This is a genomic window from uncultured Meiothermus sp. (assembly GCF_937863175.1).
GTDB lineage: Bacteria > Deinococcota > Deinococci > Deinococcales > Thermaceae > Meiothermus.
The window spans coordinates 1-15,487 of the sequence record NZ_CALMCQ010000024.1 but is presented as its reverse complement, the minus strand read 5'-3'; the positions used below and the strand labels follow the sequence as shown (position 1 = coordinate 15,487).

Below are 15,487 nucleotides of genomic sequence, written 5' to 3'. Positions count from 1 at the left end.
GTCGGCTCATGTGCTTCAAACGCAGGACATTTCGAACCTCGTTCAGAAAAGGGGGAGGTTTTGGCTGAGTATCGTTTTGGGCCTTTGGGTGCATCAGTCATGTCGAATAACATCCTGAGACGGGGTGTTATACGACAGGGTGACATTCAATCACTCGTTGGGCGATGTAAGACTTTCAGAGCGTTGCTATAATCACCGCAGCCTGAAGCAGCGCGTAGAGTCTGCGCTTGCAACTTGGTTCGACAGTGGGTGATTACGCGAGCTTGATCAATTCGCAACGAGACTTGAAAGGATCACTGAAATGCCGAAGATGATTTACGTTGGTTTACCTGTCACAAACCTTGCAGTGTCAACGCAGTTCTATGAGGCGATTGGCTTCAAAATAGACGAACGGTTCAGCGACGACACGACCTCCACGATGATCTGGTCAGATACGATTACGTTCCAGTTGCAGACACACGACAAGTTCAAGGGCTGGGTTTCCAAAGCAGTCGTTGACGCACGCACCACGTCGGAAGTCCTGTTGACTCTCTCGCAGGAGACCCGAAACGAGGTTGACAGTATTGTCCAGGCCGCTGCGGAAGCGGGCGGCAAGGCTGGGACGCGTGCGCCGATTGACATGGGATGGCTCTACAACCGCTCCTTTGAGGATCCCGATGGTCATATGTTCGAGGCGGTCTGGCTCGACATGAAGCGTGCCGGCATGTAGGAGTGCACCAGGCCACTCGCTATCAATTCATACTTGCCCATACGGTGAGATCGCCCAACCACCGCGTGCAGCCGACATGCTTCGTACCTGCGGCGCTCGCATTCCCTCACCGCGCTGCGTGCGGTTCGGTGCGGCTGACGCAGAACGTTCGGTCAATAAAAGAAAGGAGGTTCAATGAAGGCTGAATTCACAGCAATTATCGAAAGAGCACCCGAGGGCGGCTACTAGGCCATTTGGCCGGAGATTCCCGGCGTCAATGGGCAGGGGGAGACCATCGAGGAAGCCAAGAATAGTCTGCAGCAGGCTATCGAATTGATTCTGCAAGACCGCAAGGCGGATATCCTTCGTGGACTGCCTGAAGACGCCATCCAGGAAAAGGTGCTGATTGGGTGAAACGGCGAGACCTGGAGCGCAATTGCGGATTGCTGGTTGCTATTTGAAACGGGAAGGCGCTTCTCACTCCCTCTGGATCAATCCGAAAACCGGGGTTGTGGAAGCCGTTCCACGGCATACCGAGGCCGGCTATGATGAAGTTCTGAGCGGCATCGTCAGGCGGTCTGGAATACAGATTGGCGCTGCTGTGCTTGATCTCGGCACGGGTACAGGCAGTCTCGCGGGTGGGCTTGCTCATCTTGGTGCTCAGGTGTGGGGCGTTGATTTGCCAGCGTGATGCGGACAAAAGCCACGCAGCACCACCCATTTGCTTGCCGACTGGCCTGAAGCGCTCCCTGACTCGTTTGACGCTATTGTCTCGACATACGTGCTTCACGAGCCTTTTCTTCGTCAAATTGTCGTGATCTTAGAGCGCGCAGCTAAGCGCCTCGCCAGGGGTGGCAAAATCGTTGTGGGGGACATCGCGTTTGAGGCGGAGGGAATGCTCGAGCAGGCCCGGCAGCACGGGCACAACATTTGGGACGATGATGGGCAGTATGGGGCTGCCGGCCAGGCCGTTTCCATGCTTGAACAGGCGGGTTTGGCCTTGTCCTATACGCAGGTATCGGCCTGTGGCGGCATTGTTGTCGCAAAGCCAAATAGCCGCTGAATACCGAGTGGCACTGGCTACATGCTTGGGCTAGCCGGCTTAAAGTACAATAACCTTATGGTCGTGCGGGAAAACTACGGCAAGCTAGGGGAAGACAAGGATTTCAGCGTAGAGTTCTGGCAAAGCCAGACCCCTGACGTTCTCTTCGAGGCGGCCTCCGAGCTTATCAAGGAGTATCTGCTCCTCAAGGAAGGCTATGCTGACGAGCCCCGACTTCAAAGAACTGTTGAGTCTTTTCAAAAAGCATAGCGTCCAGTACCTGATCGTCGGTGGCTATGCGGTCATGAGATACACCGAGCCCAGGTTCACCAAAGATCTGGACATCCTCATCGCCGTTAACGACGCCAATGCTGTGGCTGTTTACAACGCTCTTAAGGCCTTCGGTGCACCGCTTACGAACCTGACCCCACAGGACTTTGCCGCAGAGGGATATTTCTACCAGATGGGAGTCCCACCCCTGAGAGTAGATGTGCTCATGTCCATCCCCGGTGTGGCCTTTGCCGAGGCGTGGGAGCGACGCGAGACTGTGCGGATAGCCGACATGGAGATGCACTTTATCTCAAAGGATGACCTGATCAAAGCGAAGCTGGCCTCAGGAAGACCTCGAGACCTGCTGGACGCTGAGCAGCTCAGAGAGGGGGAGTAGCTGCGGCCTGACACTCGCTGCTACGGACGCGCCCAGATGTATCTCGAATGATGCCGTATGCTCGGTTCCAGGGTGGTTCATGCCAGGGCGTGCCGTTGAGCTTTGCCGTTATGTCGCACCGGAGAATTCCAATGACATGGTTTGAAGCGTTGACCGGCTTTCGCGAGACGTTACCATCCCAGGTGCGCCAGAACATCGTTGTTGACGGAGAAACGTTGACATCCCGCGTCAACGGGAAGGTGATGGTTTGCGGTCAGTTGGAAACCCCATCCTTGGCCGAACTCCGAGAACGCGTCGGCTCTAGTGGGCTTGGCGGTGGCGCACTATCGGTACGGGAGGTGGTTGCAGACGTCCAGGCTTTGCACGCAGACATATCGAATGCCGACGCTCTATTTCAAGTGGCTTCGCAGTTCAATTTGCTCGAAATGGTATCTCCAGGCGTAACCCCAGAGCATGGTGTGGGTATTTATGAAAACGATCATACCCAAGGGCCGTCGTGTGCTATTGCGGCGGGCGCCGGAACGATTTATCGAAACTACTTTGCCCCGGTAAATGGGCAGATAGGCCAATCGGAAAGCAACCAGATTGACTGCCTCGCAGATCTCGGAAGAGGGTTGGGGAACTTTGATAACCGCTTCTGGCAGATGCGTAACGGTTATACACTGGCCTCGCGTAGCGGCTTGATCGAGATTTCGAATCGCCTTCGAGCTGCAAGTGAAGCCGAACGCGATGAACTTCGCGCACTGCTGCGGATCGGCATTCAGTGGAACACACAAGTAACGCTCAAAGACTGTACGCACAAGGTCTCACAGGCCTATTGCTCCGCCCTTCCCGTTGCGTATTCCAATCATCCCCCGGATCTCTGGGAAGACTTTGCCCGGCTGGTGTTAGAGGCGTCCTACGAAGCCACCATTTGTATCGCCATCCTGAATGGGCGGAGCACGGGAAATAGACGTGTGTTTTTGACGTTGCTTGGCGGAGGGGCCTTTGGTAACGAAACCCATTGGATCACAGAAAGCATCACCCGTGCGCTGAAGCTCTACCAGGCTTGGAACATCGAGGTGGTAATCGTAAGCTACGGTGTGTCAAAAGGGTATGTCCGGAAACTCGTTGAGCAATTCCCAGGGTAGGCACTGCAAGAAAGGAAGTGGTATGGCTAAGCTCGTGTTCGGCATGAACCAGTCCCTGGACGGCTACGTTGACCATTTGGCGTTTGCGCCAAACCCCACGCTCTTCCGCCATTTCATCGAGGAGGCTCAGGGGCAGGCGGGCAGTGTCTACGGTCGCCACATGTATGAGGTCATGCGTTACTGGGACGAGGATCAACCTGAATGGGGGCCCGAGGAACACGCTTTCGCGGCGGCGTGGCGGAACCAGCCAAAATGGGTCGTCTCGCGCTCGTTGAAGTCGGTTGGCCCCAACGCCAGGCTTATCGAGGATGATCTCGAGGGCGCGATTCGCGCGCTGAAGGCCGAGCGCGACGGGGAGATCGAAGTTGCGGGCCCGAGCCTGGCGCAAAGCCTCACCAGACTGGGCCTGATCGATGAGTATCGAATCTACCTGCACCCCGTCGTGCTGGGTCACGGCAAACCATATTTCGCCGAACCCCGGCCGCCGCTTCGCCTTATCGCTCATGACCGGATTGACGAGAATGTGCTCCGGTTGATCTATGTTTCTGCCTAACGTGACTCGACGAACCAGAATCGCAATAAAGTGTCCAGGATGCAGCTCAGTGCGGCCTTACCGGGGCATGAAGGCGGACGCTCAACCGCGCGGCTTATGCACAACGTCTGCGACCCCCGGTCTTGCTAGAGCCCTCCCTTTCTCCTCAGCGCTCGAGGTGCCACTCCTATGGTGAGAAATCGCTCCATGCCTCCAGGTACCGTCATTCCCGAGGTTCCCTATCCTCCGACCGACTACCCCTACGGGGAACGGCAGTACTCGACGGAGGATCCCGCCGGCCACACATGGACCTTCTCCCAGACGATCAAGGATGTGGACCCAGCCGAATGGGGAGGAGAGCTCCTGGATGCTACGTGAACGGCGGCCTAACAACTCGAGGGAGCCAACCCCGCCAGGCCGGTGTCTCGCGTTTCGTGCGCTACCAGCCCTGGGTTGGCCGGGCGGCTCGTCGCGATATTGCGCAGCGGACGCCCACTCAAGAAGCTCGAACCATCAGCCCTCTGCGTCCTTCAAAAGTAGAATGAATCCAAGAGGGCTCACAAGGACCGCGGCCTGGTAGGGTGGTTGGACGAGCATTTACGCCCAAAACATTCATACCGCAGCCCTGGTGCTACTGCCCGCTTCCCGCTTTCGTCCAGTTGTGTTACACTTTCAGGGTTGCCTGGCTCGACCCGGCAGGATTTTTTGTCTGGCAGAACAGGGGGTAGTCCAGCCCTGGCCAGTTTTTGGAGGAAGCGATGAAGCGCACTTGGCAACCCAATAAACGCAAGCGGGCCAAAACCCACGGTTTTCGGGCCCGGATGAAGACTGCCGGAGGCCGCAAAGTGCTGGCTCGCCGCCGTACCAAAGGCCGCGTGAAGCTCAGTGTCAGCAGCGAACCTCAACTGACCCGTTAGATCCGGGATGGTTGCGTCGCTCCCCAACTCTGGGGAGTTTTTCCTTAGGGGTCGGGGTAGAAGGGTCAGGAGGTAGTCCGATATCAACCTGCGCAGAGGGTATTTCTTGGTACTGCCAAAGCAGCTCACACCGTGGCTCAGACCGGACAGCTTTGCGTACCCATGCTCTCGAGCGCTGGCCGGTGGCGGCCAGTGTCCGCAAGGAATACCAGGCTATCAAAGACCGTATCCCGCTACAGCTACACCACCCGGAATGCTATCTTTCCCCCAACCTCTAACCCCTTCACCTATGCCCTTCTCTTCGCTCAAAGGAGAAAAAGCCTTCCAGCGCATCCGAGGAGGGCGTTCTGGGCGTGGAAAGCACCTCTCGGTGCGCTGGTTTCCCTTACGCCCTAATGTCCTTAATCCGGTGCGGGTCGGGATCGTGGTATCCACCAAGGTTTCCAAAAAAGCCACCGTGCGCAACAGGTTCCGCCGTCGCCTGAAGGAAATTTTGCGTAAGATGCACCTTCCGCCCTGTGAGATGGTGGTCGTGGCTCAGCCCGAGGCTGCATCTGCGTCCTACTGGGAGCTGCTAAAGGATTTGGGGCATGTGCTGAAAAAGAGCGGGCTGGTACAATGACACGGGCTGGTTTGCCCTATCTTGGGAATCTGGAGCGTTGGTCTGAAATGTTGAAGCAATTCCTGATGGGTAGCGTGCGTTTCTACCGGCGCTTTATCTCGCCGCTAAAGCCCCCCACCTGTCGGTTTTACCCCACCTGCAGCTGCTATGCACTGGAAGCACTGGAGCGCCATGGAGCTTTTTGGGGCCTGTATTTGAGTGTGGTGCGAATCCTCAAATGTCACCCCCTGCACCCTGGTGGGCTGGATTATGTACCCCAAGCAAGACCCAGGGTTCGCTGGAACCCGCTGGACTCGGTTAAGTAAACGAAGGAGTATGGATGAGACGTTGGTTCTGGATCAGTTTGGCTGTGTTTGCCCTTTCGCCTGCACTGGCGCTGACCCCTGAGTGGCGCGATGTGGATGTTAACCAGGATGGTAAGCCTGAAAAGGTGGTGGTTACCAACCTGGCCGACGTGGCTTTTAGCGACCAGGGGCAAATCCTGGGCTGGTACATCAAGACCATCCGGGCGACCGACTTCAGGGGCAACTATGACCGCGCCCCCAACCTGGTGCGTTCCGGCCAGACCTTGCCCGGAACCCTTTCCGACTTCCGGCCCACCAGCAGCGAGTTTACCCGCAAAGATCCAAACGACCCCGACTCCGACTTTATCGCCAGGTTTAGCCAGGGCGAGACTTCTATAACCTATATCGTGCATCCCCGCTTCTTGACCATAGACGTGGAGGTGCAAAGCCCCACCCCCCGCAAGCTGATCTGGACAGGCATTGGCGGAACCGATAGCCCCATCACCAAGTGGCTGGGGCAGGGGAACAACCAGCCCATCAATGCGGGGCAAGGGCCGGCGGTCTATGTGGGCTGGCAGACCCAGCGGGGCGCAGGTTTTGCTATGTTTATCCGCCCACAAACCCCCACCCCCATCAGCCTGACCCAGCTCAATGGGGCCGGTATCGCAGAGATTAGCGTTCCGGCGGGCACCCTCAACCTGAAGGTATACGGCGGGGCCAACGAGTTGGTGCGGTTGCATGTCGAGGGCTTCTACCAGCTGCCCGGTGTCTTTCAGCCCAACATCTGGGGTCAGATCTCGATGGGTTTGATCTGGCTGCTCGAGGAGGCCCACCGCCTGGCGGGTGGTAGCTGGATTCTGGCCATTTTGATGGTTACTCTGGCCATCCGTTTGGCTATGTGGCCGCTGATGCACAAGCAGTTCAAGAGCATGGGCGAGATGCAGAAAATCCAGCCCTTGATGAAGAAGATTCAGGAAAAATACAAGGACAACAAGCAGAAGCAGCAAGAAGAGATGATGAAGCTCTACCAGGAGCACAAAATTAATCCCCTGGGAGGCTGCTTCCCTCTGTTGTTGCAGATGCCGATACTGTTTTTGATGTACAAGATTATGGTGAGTTATGAGTTTGGGCAGGGCTTCTTGTGGATCCGAGACCTGGCCTTGCCCGACCCCTTCTACATCCTGCCCATCCTGTACATCTTCGTTTTGCTGGCCTCCACCTGGCTCTCGGCCGCTGGCAACAAAGATGCCTTGCGGCAGGGCATCCTGATCAACCTGATTTTCGCCTTCTTGTTGTTCACCTTCCCGGCAGGCGTGACCATTTACTGGCTGCTCTCGACTGTGGTGAGCGTGGGGCAACAGTGGTTTATCAACAAGCAACTGGGCCTGCCCATGTACCCAGCCAAAAGTTAGCCGACCCCCCAGGGCTGCCTGGCATCGCAGTAAGGGGGTGCCATCCCCTGCTCCCAAACCCCTTCCGGGCCTTGCAGGGGTGGTTTTTGCTCCTGCCTGGTAAGCTATAATCGGACGATTGCATATGGATGATAAGAAGCGAGGACTCGATGATCTGTTATCCGACCTGGGGATTGGCGAGAACGAAACCGCCCCAGAGGTCGTGTTGAAGGAGGAAGAGGCTGCCCCCATTGTGGCTCCGGCAGCCGATCAAGACCCTAAAAGTGTCCTCGAGCACTTCATGGTGGGGCTCATGTTGCGCCTGGATCCAGCCTATTCGGTGGAAATAGTCCAGGATGGCGATCTATTTCGCACCGAGATTCTGGGGGGTGACTCTGGGCGGGTGATTGGGCGCGAGGGCAAAACGCTGCAAAGCCTCGAGTTCATCGCCAATGTGGCCATGGCCAAGCAGTTTGGCTCGGCCTATCGGGTGGTGCTGGACGCAGCCGGTTATCGCCGCCGTAATGAGGATCGTATCCGGCGGATGGCCTCCGATGCGGTATTGCAGGTGGAGGTGAGCGGTGAGCCCATCGAGTTGCCGCCCATGCGCCCGAGCGAGCGGCGGCTGATTCACGTAATGCTCAAACAGCATCCCAAAGTAACCACCACCTCGGTGGGTGAAGGAGAAGAACGGCACGTCATCGTTATACCCAGGGATGCCAACCATCCCCCGGTTGCAGACGAGGATGAAACCGGCGAGTAAAATTTATTTGGAACTCTTGCGGGAGCTCCAGCACAGGCTCGAGGTCGCTGGAAAGCCCGCCGCTGAGTCCCGCTGGATTTTGGGCTACGCGGCCCGCCTGAACGAGAAGCAGTTGGCAGCCCGGCTGATGCAGGCCATCCCGGCGGATGTGGAAGAGGCTGCCTGGGCCATGTTGAATTTGCGCCTGACCGGCTACCCCCTGCAACTGCTGCTGGGCGAAACAGAATTTTATGGACTCAAGCTCAAAGTTGAGCGCGGGGTTCTGATCCCCCGACCGGAGACCGAAGGGCTGGTGGAACACGCGCTGGGGTATGTGCAGATGAAGGCCGAGGCCAGGGTTCTGGATGTGGGCAGTGGTAGCGGCGCCATCGCGCTGGCCTTCAAGTCCATGCGCCCCAAAGCTACAGTGTGGGCCACAGATATCAGCCCCAAAGCCATCGAACTGGCCCGGAAAAATGCCGGACTGCTTGAACTCGAGGTCACCTTCCTCCAGGCCTCCTTCACTGCCGATCTGAGCGATCTCGATCTGATTATCTCCAACCCCCCGTATCTGCCCGACCACTACCGCGCAGAGGCTCCGCCCGAACTGGCCTACGAGGACGCTACTGCCCTCTACTCCGGCCCCGAGGGGCTCGATATGGCCCACGAATTGCTGCCCCACGCCTGGAAGGCGCTCAAACCGGGGGGATGGCTGCTGCTGGAACTGGCCCCCGAGAACGTCTACACGCTGCTGGGGGAAGCCACTGCCCACGGCTGGCGGGAAGCCCGGGTATTCCGCGACTTGGCACAGCAACCCCGCTTCCTGGCCTGCCAAAAGCCCTCCCAAACCTCTCCCGAACCCGAAGACGAGGACCCCGGCCTGCTGGTCTGGGACAACGAATAGGGCCGCCGAACCAGCAAACACCGCGATAGAATCAGCAGTATGGACTTGCGTGCTTACCTGCAGACTGCTCTCGACGCCGCCTATCTAGCCAGAGGCATTCACCAGTACTATCAGGAAAAAGGCTTTACCCAGAGCACCAAATCCACCCCCACTGATCTCGTAACCCAGGCCGATCACGAATCGGAGGCGGCCATCCGAGCCCTGGTCGCTGAACGCCACCCCAGCCATGTGGTGCTGGGTGAGGAGCAAGGCCAGGATAAGGAGGGGGCGTTCCGCTGGATCGTAGACCCCCTCGACGGAACCGTAAACTATGCCCATGGGTTCCCTTTTTACGCGGTGAGTATTGGCCTCGAGGTGCTTTCTGCGGATGCGGATATTCCCCGAACCAGCCGAGCTTTGCACAATCCCCGCAACGAGCGTCTCGGGGCCCACGGCGAAGTGGTGCTGGGCGTCATTCTCGATACGGCCAGGGGCGATCTATTTACCGCTACCAGGGGCGGCGGGGCCTATATGAATGGACGTCCTATCCGGGTTTCGGGGCGGGAAACCCTGGTGGGAAGCCTCCTGGCGACGGGCTTCCCTTACGATGTCCACAAAGACCCCGAGAACCTGACCTATTTCCAGCGAGCGCTGGCTAAGGGGCTGACCGTGCGCCGTCCGGGGGCTGCCGCGCTCGACCTGGCCAATGTCGCTGCGGGTCGCCTGGACGGCTTCTGGGAAGTCAAACTGAACCCCTGGGATGTGGCCGCTGGCTGGCTGATCGTAACCGAGGCTGGGGGTAAGGTCACGGGAATCCAGGGGGAGGATTACCATCTGGGCAACCGCTATGTGGTGGCCTCCAACACCTTTGTCCATCAGCAATTACTGGATACACTTCACGGTAGATGAGGCAAAAAACTATTGCAGTATGCCTTGCAGTCCGAACTCCATCGCGCAGGAGCACCCACGATAGAATATTCAGTCAAGGCCTCTACAAGGTGCAATTCGGGGGGTTCGGTCGGTGCAGCTCCGTTGCAGGCCCCTCGGCGTACGGCAAAGTCCCCGCCTGGAGATTCGTACTGGCGGATTCGGGCAGATCGCTCAAAGGATCTTCCGGCCAATATCCCGCCGGTATAGGGCCTGTTCGAACCCAACTGCCTTCACCCCGGCGTAGGCCCGCTCGAGTGCCCCCGGCAAATCGTTTCCAAGTCCCACCACGTTTAAAACCCGCCCCCCGTGGGTCAGCAGACCACTGGGGCCTTTGCGGGTTCCGGCCTGGAAATAGAGCACACCGTGGGGCGGCAGCGCTGGCAGGTGCAGGGGCAAGCCCTTGTGGGGGTCGTCGGGATAACCCGGTGCGGCCATCACCACGCAGGCCGCGGCCTGGGTGTGCCACTTGATTTCCAGTTCGTGCAGGCGGCCTTCCACCACCGCCAGGGCCAGCTCGACCAGATCGGTCTCGAGCAAGGGCAGAAGGGCCTGGCACTCGGGGTCGCCAAAACGGGCATTGAACTCCAGCACCCGGGGACCGTCGTCGGTGAGCATCAGCCCGGCATAGATCACGCCCTTATAGATAATGCCCTCCGCTCGCAGTCCATCCACCAGCGGCTGGAGCACCCGCTCCACAATTTCGGTTAGCACCCCTGGGGCAAGGGGATAGGGGCATACCGCGCCCATCCCACCGGTCATGGGGCCGGTGTCGCCATCCAGCAGGCGTTTGTGGTCCTGGGAGGGCAGCAGAGGTTTGATGGTGACCCCATCGGTCACGGCCAGCACAGTCACTTCAGGGCCGCTCAAAAACTCCTCAATCACGATCTCGGCCTGCTCCGGCCCCGAGAGAATGTTGGCGGCGGCCTGCTTGGCTTGATGCAGGGTGGTTGCCACCGTCACCCCCTTACCTGCCGCCAGCCCCGAGTCCTTGACCACAATAGGCGCTCCGGTGGCTTCCAGATAGGAAAGCGCATCCAGCACATCACTGAAGCTCTTGTGCCTGGCGGTAGGAATACCGAAGCGTTCCATCAGCCCCTTGGCAAACACCTTGGAACCCTCGATCATGGCTGCTTTTTGCACCGGCCCAAAGAGGGTCAGCCCCCTGGCCTGAAAAGCATCGGCAATCCCCTCCACCAGTGGGGCTTCCGGCCCTACCAGGGTCAGCTCGACTCCCTCCGCTTCGGCCCACTCGGCCAGTTGCCAGACACTGCCATCCCAGGGGATGCACTCAGCGATTTCGGCTATGCCAGGGTTGCCTGGCGCGGCATATAGCTGCGCCACCAGCGGCGACTGTGCAACCTTCCAACAAATAGCATGTTCACGTCCACCCGAACCCACCACTAATACTTTCACGGAGCTAAGAATAACAGGGCCCGCGAACAGGCAATAGGGGTCGGGAATCAAGGCTCGTTCGAGGAGGGGTGCGGGAAGCGAGGACGCATAAGACACCAGCATCCCGGAAGCTCCGATCTGCTGGAGGCTCTCCCTACACTGCCCCCGCCAGCACCCTTCGCACCGCTTCAGGGTAGGCCAGATGCTCTTGTTCCAGGATGCGGGCCGACAAGGTTTCTTCGGTATCGTCTGGTAAAACCCGCACCCGGCGCTGCAACACAATGGGGCCGGTGTCCATTCCAGCGTCTACAAAATGCACTGTGCAACCCGACTCCTCCACCCCGGCTTCCAGAGCCTGGCGCTGGGCGTGCAGGCCGGGAAACTGAGGCAGCAGGGAGGGGTGAATATTGAGGATGCGCCCTTGCCAGGTCCCTACGAACTCTGGCGACAATAGGCGAATAAATCCTGCCAGCAGAATCAGGTCAGTGCGGTGGTCGTGGAGGAGTTGGCCCGCGGCCTGTTCGAACTGCATGCGACCGGTTTTGTAAGCGACTCCCCTGTCGCGGCTGCTGGGCCAGGGTAGGTATTCGGCCTCTACTTCGGCCTGCACTGCTTTTTGCAGAGCCAGGGCCTCGCGCTTGTCGGAGATGACCAAGACTATATGCCCCAGCGGGTTGTCGTGGGGGAAGGCATCCAGCAATGCTTCCAGGTTGCTCCCCCGCCCCGAAGCCATGACCGCAATCCGGGCGGGGCGCCCTAAAGGGAAATAGCTCATCCAATAACCCTCCAGTTTCGTTCAACTGCCAGTTGGCGCAGTCTGGCATCCGGGTAAACCGCAACCGGGCTCTGGGCCAGCTCGAGCATGGGCAGGTCGGGCAGGGTGTCGCCATAGGCCGCGTGTAGCGGTTGTCCATCTAAGAACTGCCCTAGCTGGTCGGCCTTGAGCTGGCCCGAGCGAACCGGCCCCAGGGTACGTCCAGTAAAAACCCCATTCACCATCTCCAGGGGCGTTCCCAGGGCTACCACCGGGTGTACAGGCCCTGCCTGTCCCGATAGGGGATCGTCCCCCTGGTGTACCGGCCCTGCCTGTCCCATCTCCTTTCCCAGGCGCTGGGCAAAAGCCTCCAGAATGGGCTGGAAGGTTGCCGAGCACAGTATGATCCGCTGGCCCTGGCGCATGGCCGACAATAGCTCCTCGAGTACCTCGGGGCGGCGCTTGGGCCAGAGTTCGTTGGTGACGACCCAGCCTCCTACCGCCTCGAGCTCGGCCTGCCCCAGCCCGGCTAGCAGACCTGCTGCCCCAGACATGAAGCGATCCTGGAAAGCCCGTTTGTCCCCAAAACCCAGCCGGGCCAGAATAGCCCCTGGCAGATGCCGGTAGAAAAACGCCTGATACGGCCCAGCCCGCCCGTGCGCCTGCATCCAGGCTGCCATCCCCTTCCAGGTCTCGCCGGTGGTCAGGGTTCCCTCGAGGTCGGTCGCAAGGGTCGTCATGACTTCTTGCTCAACATACCACTTACCCACCCTGCGCGTTGCCTGGGTCTGGCCTCGCCGGTATTTATCCTCTGCACGCTACCGGAAAATTCGCTCAACCGACCCGGGTGCCTGCTGAGGCGACCTGGCAAACCCGGTATCCGCACCTGCCACAAGCCATCCTGCGCCCGGTGGTAGGAAGCTCAGTGCAACCAAAGAAACTTGTGCTCGAGGCGTTCGCCAATCGCCATTACAAAAATGAACTTTTCTGCAATACCTGTAATATGACGTTTTTTTGCAAATATCGCTGTAAAACGTTGACATGAGGGGGTCGCATCGTTATACTCAGCCCCAACCAAATACTCGTTTGTTAGTGGTGCCTAAGCAGTGCAAGCAACGAAATTTATTGGCTTTTGGACGGAGGTTGGTGGCAAATCTGCTATAGCTAAGGAGGCCCGGTGCAGCTCAAGGTAGAGAACGTGACGCTCAGCTTTGGCGGCGTGAAAGCGCTCAGCGAGGTTTCCCTCGAGGTTGTGGGCGGGGAGCTGGTCTCGGTGATTGGCCCTAACGGAGCAGGCAAGACCAGCCTGCTGAACTGCATATCCGGCTTCTACCACCCCAGTTCGGGCAAGATCGCCTTTGAGGGCCACGATCTGACCCACGCCTCGCCCCACCAGGTCACCCAGTACGGCATCGCTCGGGCCTTCCAGAACATCGAACTCTTCACCGGCATGTCGGTGCTGGAAAACCTGCTGATGGCCCGCCATACCTTTGGGCGCTACAACCTGCTGGACAACGTGCTGGTCTATGGCAGGGCCATGCCGGTAGGGGTAGAGAACCGTCGCTTCTGCGAAGAGATCATAGATTTTATGGAGCTCGAGCCCCACCGCAAAACCCTGGTGGGCGGCCTGCCCTACGGGGTACGTAAACGGGTCGAGGTCGCCCGTGCGCTGGCCCTCTCGCCCAAACTGCTACTCCTCGATGAGCCAATGGCGGGCATGACCCTGGAAGAAAAAGAGGATATGGTGCGCTTCATCCTCGACATCCGGGCCGAGCGTGGCACTACCATCGTCCTGATCGAGCACGACCTGGGCGTGGTAATGGATATCTCCGACCGGGTCTATGTGCTGGATTTCGGCCAGGTGATTGCCTCGGGCCTCCCCGAGGAGGTTAGCCAGAACCCCAGGGTGCAAGAAGCCTATGTAGGGGTGGATCATGCAGCATAAGGCCGCGGGCCGCCAAGGGTTCAGGGTCAATGGTCAAGCGCTCTTGAGTCTGGCACTCTGGACTCTTGACAGGGGTCACAGAGGCTGCCCATGATACCCTCTGGTTACGACCTCAAGAATTACACCCTCCCGCAAATCCTCAAAATGCGGGCCGAGCAGACACCGGGGCGGGTTGCCATTCGCGAGAAAGACCTCGGTATCTGGAACGAGATTACCTATGCCCAGTACTACCGGCACGTAACCCGCTTTGCTGCCGGGCTGCTCTCGCTGGGCTTCCAGAAAGGCGAGCGGCTGGCGGTAATTGCCGATAACATCCCCGAGTGGCTCTACGCCGAACTCGCTACCCAGTTGCTCGGTGGGATTTCGGTGGGGGTCTATCAGTCCTCGTTGCCGCCCGAGATTGCCTACGTGCTGTCCCACACCGGGGCTGCCATTGTGGTGGCTGAAGACCAGGAGCAGGTGGACAAACTGCTGGAAATCCGCAGCGAAATCCCCAGCGTGCGCCAGGTGATCTACCAGGATCCCAGGGGCATGCGGGTTTACGCCGACGACCCCTGGATCATGGGCTTCGAGGCCGTCGAGAAGCTGGGAGAGGAGTATCTCCGACAGCAACCCAGGGCCGTGGAAGAATGCATTGCCCGGGGCCAGCCCGGCGATGTATGCCACCTCTCCCTTACCTCGGGTACTACCGGCAGGCCCAAGGCCGCCATGCTGATGCACCGCAACCTGCTGCACATGGGGGTGGCGCTGCAAGAGATTGATCCCCTCGAGCCCACCGACGACTACCTTTCGTTCCTGCCCTTCGCCTGGATTGGCGAGCAGATGATGTCGGTGGGGATGGCGCTGGCGGGTGGGTTTGCCGTAAATATGCCCGAATCGGTAGACACCGCCATAGCTGACCTCAAGGAGATCGGGCCGCACGTGATGTTCAGTCCACCCAGGGTCTGGGAAGGCACCCAGAGCCAGATCTGGGTGCGCATCTCCGAGACCTATGCTTTCAACCGCTGGGTCTATCAGCAGATGCTGGGGATCGGCTACCGTGCTGCCGAATACCGTATGCACGGCAAGCCGATGCCGCTGGGTCTGCGGATGGCCTACTGGTTTGCCGATCAGATCATGTTCAAGCCACTGCGCGACCAGTTGGGCTTTCTACGACTGCGCCGGGCCTACACTGGAGGGGCTGCACTGGGGCCGGATGTGTTTCGCTTCTACCACGCCATTGGGGTTAACCTAAAACAAATTTATGGCCAGACCGAGATCATCGGGATTGCCTTTGTACACCGCGACGGTGACGTGAGGGCCGATACGGTGGGGGTTCCGATTCCGGGGGGCGAGGTCACGATTAGTGAACGCGGCGAGATTCTCTGCAAGTCGGACGCGGTGGTGGCCGGTTACTGGCAAAACCCCGAAGCCACCGCCGAAACCTTTGAGGGGGGTTGGCTGCACACCGGCGATGCGGGCTACCTCACGCCCGAGGGCCATCTGGTGGTGATTGACCGGGTTTCGGATGTAATGCATACCAGCACCCAACAGATGTTCAGCCCGCAGTTCATCGAGAACAAGCTCAA

The 15,487-nt window shown here is 59.0% G+C and carries 19 protein-coding genes; 16 read left to right on the top strand and 3 right to left on the bottom strand.

Translation table 11 applies throughout. The features are described from left to right. The first annotated feature begins 301 nt into the window (after positions 1-301). From Q0288_RS01015 to Q0288_RS00950, 14 genes are all read left to right on the top strand, one after another. Complete coding sequence (locus tag Q0288_RS01015) at positions 302-709, top strand: VOC family protein (protein ID WP_299425799.1); 408 nt, start codon at positions 302-304, stop codon at positions 707-709. Positions 710-1,409: 700 nt separating this feature from the next. After that, the gene (locus Q0288_RS01010) at positions 1,410-1,751 is read left to right on the top strand and encodes a hypothetical protein (RefSeq protein ID WP_299425798.1); all 342 of its coding nucleotides are present in this window, start codon (positions 1,410-1,412) and stop codon (positions 1,749-1,751) included. A 57-nt stretch (positions 1,752-1,808) separates the two neighbouring features. Continuing rightward, positions 1,809-2,000 (top strand): hypothetical protein, encoded by a 192-nt coding sequence (locus Q0288_RS01005; protein ID WP_299425796.1) that lies wholly within the window; start codon positions 1,809-1,811, stop codon positions 1,998-2,000. Next, positions 1,948-2,397, top strand: a complete 450-nt coding sequence (locus Q0288_RS01000) for a DUF6036 family nucleotidyltransferase (RefSeq protein WP_299425793.1) — start codon at positions 1,948-1,950, stop codon at positions 2,395-2,397. Before Q0288_RS01005 ends, Q0288_RS01000 begins: the two co-directional genes overlap by 53 nt. 131 nt (positions 2,398-2,528) lie before the next feature. Then, positions 2,529-3,527, top strand: coding sequence for a hypothetical protein (locus tag Q0288_RS00995; RefSeq protein ID WP_299425790.1), 999 nt, complete (start codon positions 2,529-2,531; stop codon positions 3,525-3,527). 22 nt (positions 3,528-3,549) lie between these two features. After that, positions 3,550-4,080, top strand: coding sequence for a dihydrofolate reductase family protein (locus tag Q0288_RS00990; protein WP_299425787.1), 531 nt, complete (start codon positions 3,550-3,552; stop codon positions 4,078-4,080). A gap of 737 nt (positions 4,081-4,817) precedes the next feature. Beyond that, on the top strand, positions 4,818-4,976 hold the full coding sequence (gene rpmH, locus Q0288_RS00985) for a 50S ribosomal protein L34 (protein WP_299425784.1): 159 nt from the start codon (positions 4,818-4,820) through the stop codon (positions 4,974-4,976). 152 nt (positions 4,977-5,128) lie between these two features. Next, entirely contained in the window at positions 5,129-5,254 is a 126-nt protein-coding gene (locus Q0288_RS00980; RefSeq protein WP_299425781.1) for a hypothetical protein, read from the top strand. An 11-nt stretch (positions 5,255-5,265) separates the two neighbouring features. Next, the gene (rnpA, locus tag Q0288_RS00975; protein ID WP_299425778.1) at positions 5,266-5,598 is read left to right on the top strand and encodes a ribonuclease P protein component; all 333 of its coding nucleotides are present in this window, start codon (positions 5,266-5,268) and stop codon (positions 5,596-5,598) included. A 50-nt stretch (positions 5,599-5,648) separates the two neighbouring features. Further along, complete coding sequence (yidD, locus tag Q0288_RS00970) at positions 5,649-5,903, top strand: membrane protein insertion efficiency factor YidD (RefSeq protein ID WP_366914716.1); 255 nt, start codon at positions 5,649-5,651, stop codon at positions 5,901-5,903. 14 nt (positions 5,904-5,917) lie between these two features. Next, positions 5,918-7,294, top strand: coding sequence for a YidC/Oxa1 family membrane protein insertase (locus Q0288_RS00965; RefSeq protein WP_299425773.1), 1,377 nt, complete (start codon positions 5,918-5,920; stop codon positions 7,292-7,294). A 124-nt stretch (positions 7,295-7,418) separates the two neighbouring features. Further along, positions 7,419-8,036: a R3H domain-containing nucleic acid-binding protein gene (locus Q0288_RS00960; protein ID WP_299425770.1), complete on the top strand. Its 618-nt coding sequence runs from the start codon at positions 7,419-7,421 to the stop codon at positions 8,034-8,036. Beyond that, on the top strand, positions 8,020-8,919 hold the full coding sequence (gene prmC, locus Q0288_RS00955; RefSeq protein WP_299425768.1) for a peptide chain release factor N(5)-glutamine methyltransferase: 900 nt from the start codon (positions 8,020-8,022) through the stop codon (positions 8,917-8,919). Before Q0288_RS00960 ends, prmC begins: the two co-directional genes overlap by 17 nt. 39 nt (positions 8,920-8,958) lie before the next feature. Continuing rightward, on the top strand, positions 8,959-9,807 hold the full coding sequence (locus Q0288_RS00950) for an inositol monophosphatase family protein (RefSeq protein WP_299425765.1): 849 nt from the start codon (positions 8,959-8,961) through the stop codon (positions 9,805-9,807). A 192-nt stretch (positions 9,808-9,999) separates the two neighbouring features. On the opposite strand, the gene purD is transcribed toward Q0288_RS00950, so the two are convergent. The 3 genes from purD to Q0288_RS00935 all read right to left on the bottom strand — a co-directional run bounded on the left by purD (position 10,000) and on the right by Q0288_RS00935 (position 12,714). Further along, a complete protein-coding gene (gene purD, locus Q0288_RS00945; RefSeq protein ID WP_299425762.1) occupies positions 10,000-11,241 on the bottom strand; it encodes a phosphoribosylamine--glycine ligase in 1,242 nt (413 codons plus the stop codon). Positions 11,242-11,374: 133 nt separating this feature from the next. Next, complete coding sequence (purN, locus tag Q0288_RS00940) at positions 11,375-11,995, bottom strand: phosphoribosylglycinamide formyltransferase (RefSeq protein ID WP_366914714.1); 621 nt, start codon at positions 11,993-11,995, stop codon at positions 11,375-11,377. After that, complete coding sequence (locus tag Q0288_RS00935; RefSeq protein WP_299425759.1) at positions 11,992-12,714, bottom strand: haloacid dehalogenase-like hydrolase; 723 nt, start codon at positions 12,712-12,714, stop codon at positions 11,992-11,994. The genes purN and Q0288_RS00935 overlap by 4 nt, the downstream gene beginning before the upstream one ends. 437 nt (positions 12,715-13,151) lie before the next feature. On the opposite strand from Q0288_RS00935, the gene Q0288_RS00930 reads away from it, so the two are divergent. Further along, a complete protein-coding gene (locus tag Q0288_RS00930; RefSeq protein ID WP_299425756.1) occupies positions 13,152-13,919 on the top strand; it encodes an ABC transporter ATP-binding protein in 768 nt (255 codons plus the stop codon). A 90-nt stretch (positions 13,920-14,009) separates the two neighbouring features. Next, positions 14,010-15,487 (top strand): AMP-binding protein (locus Q0288_RS00925; protein ID WP_299425753.1); only part of this gene is annotated, 1,478 nt, incomplete at its 3' end.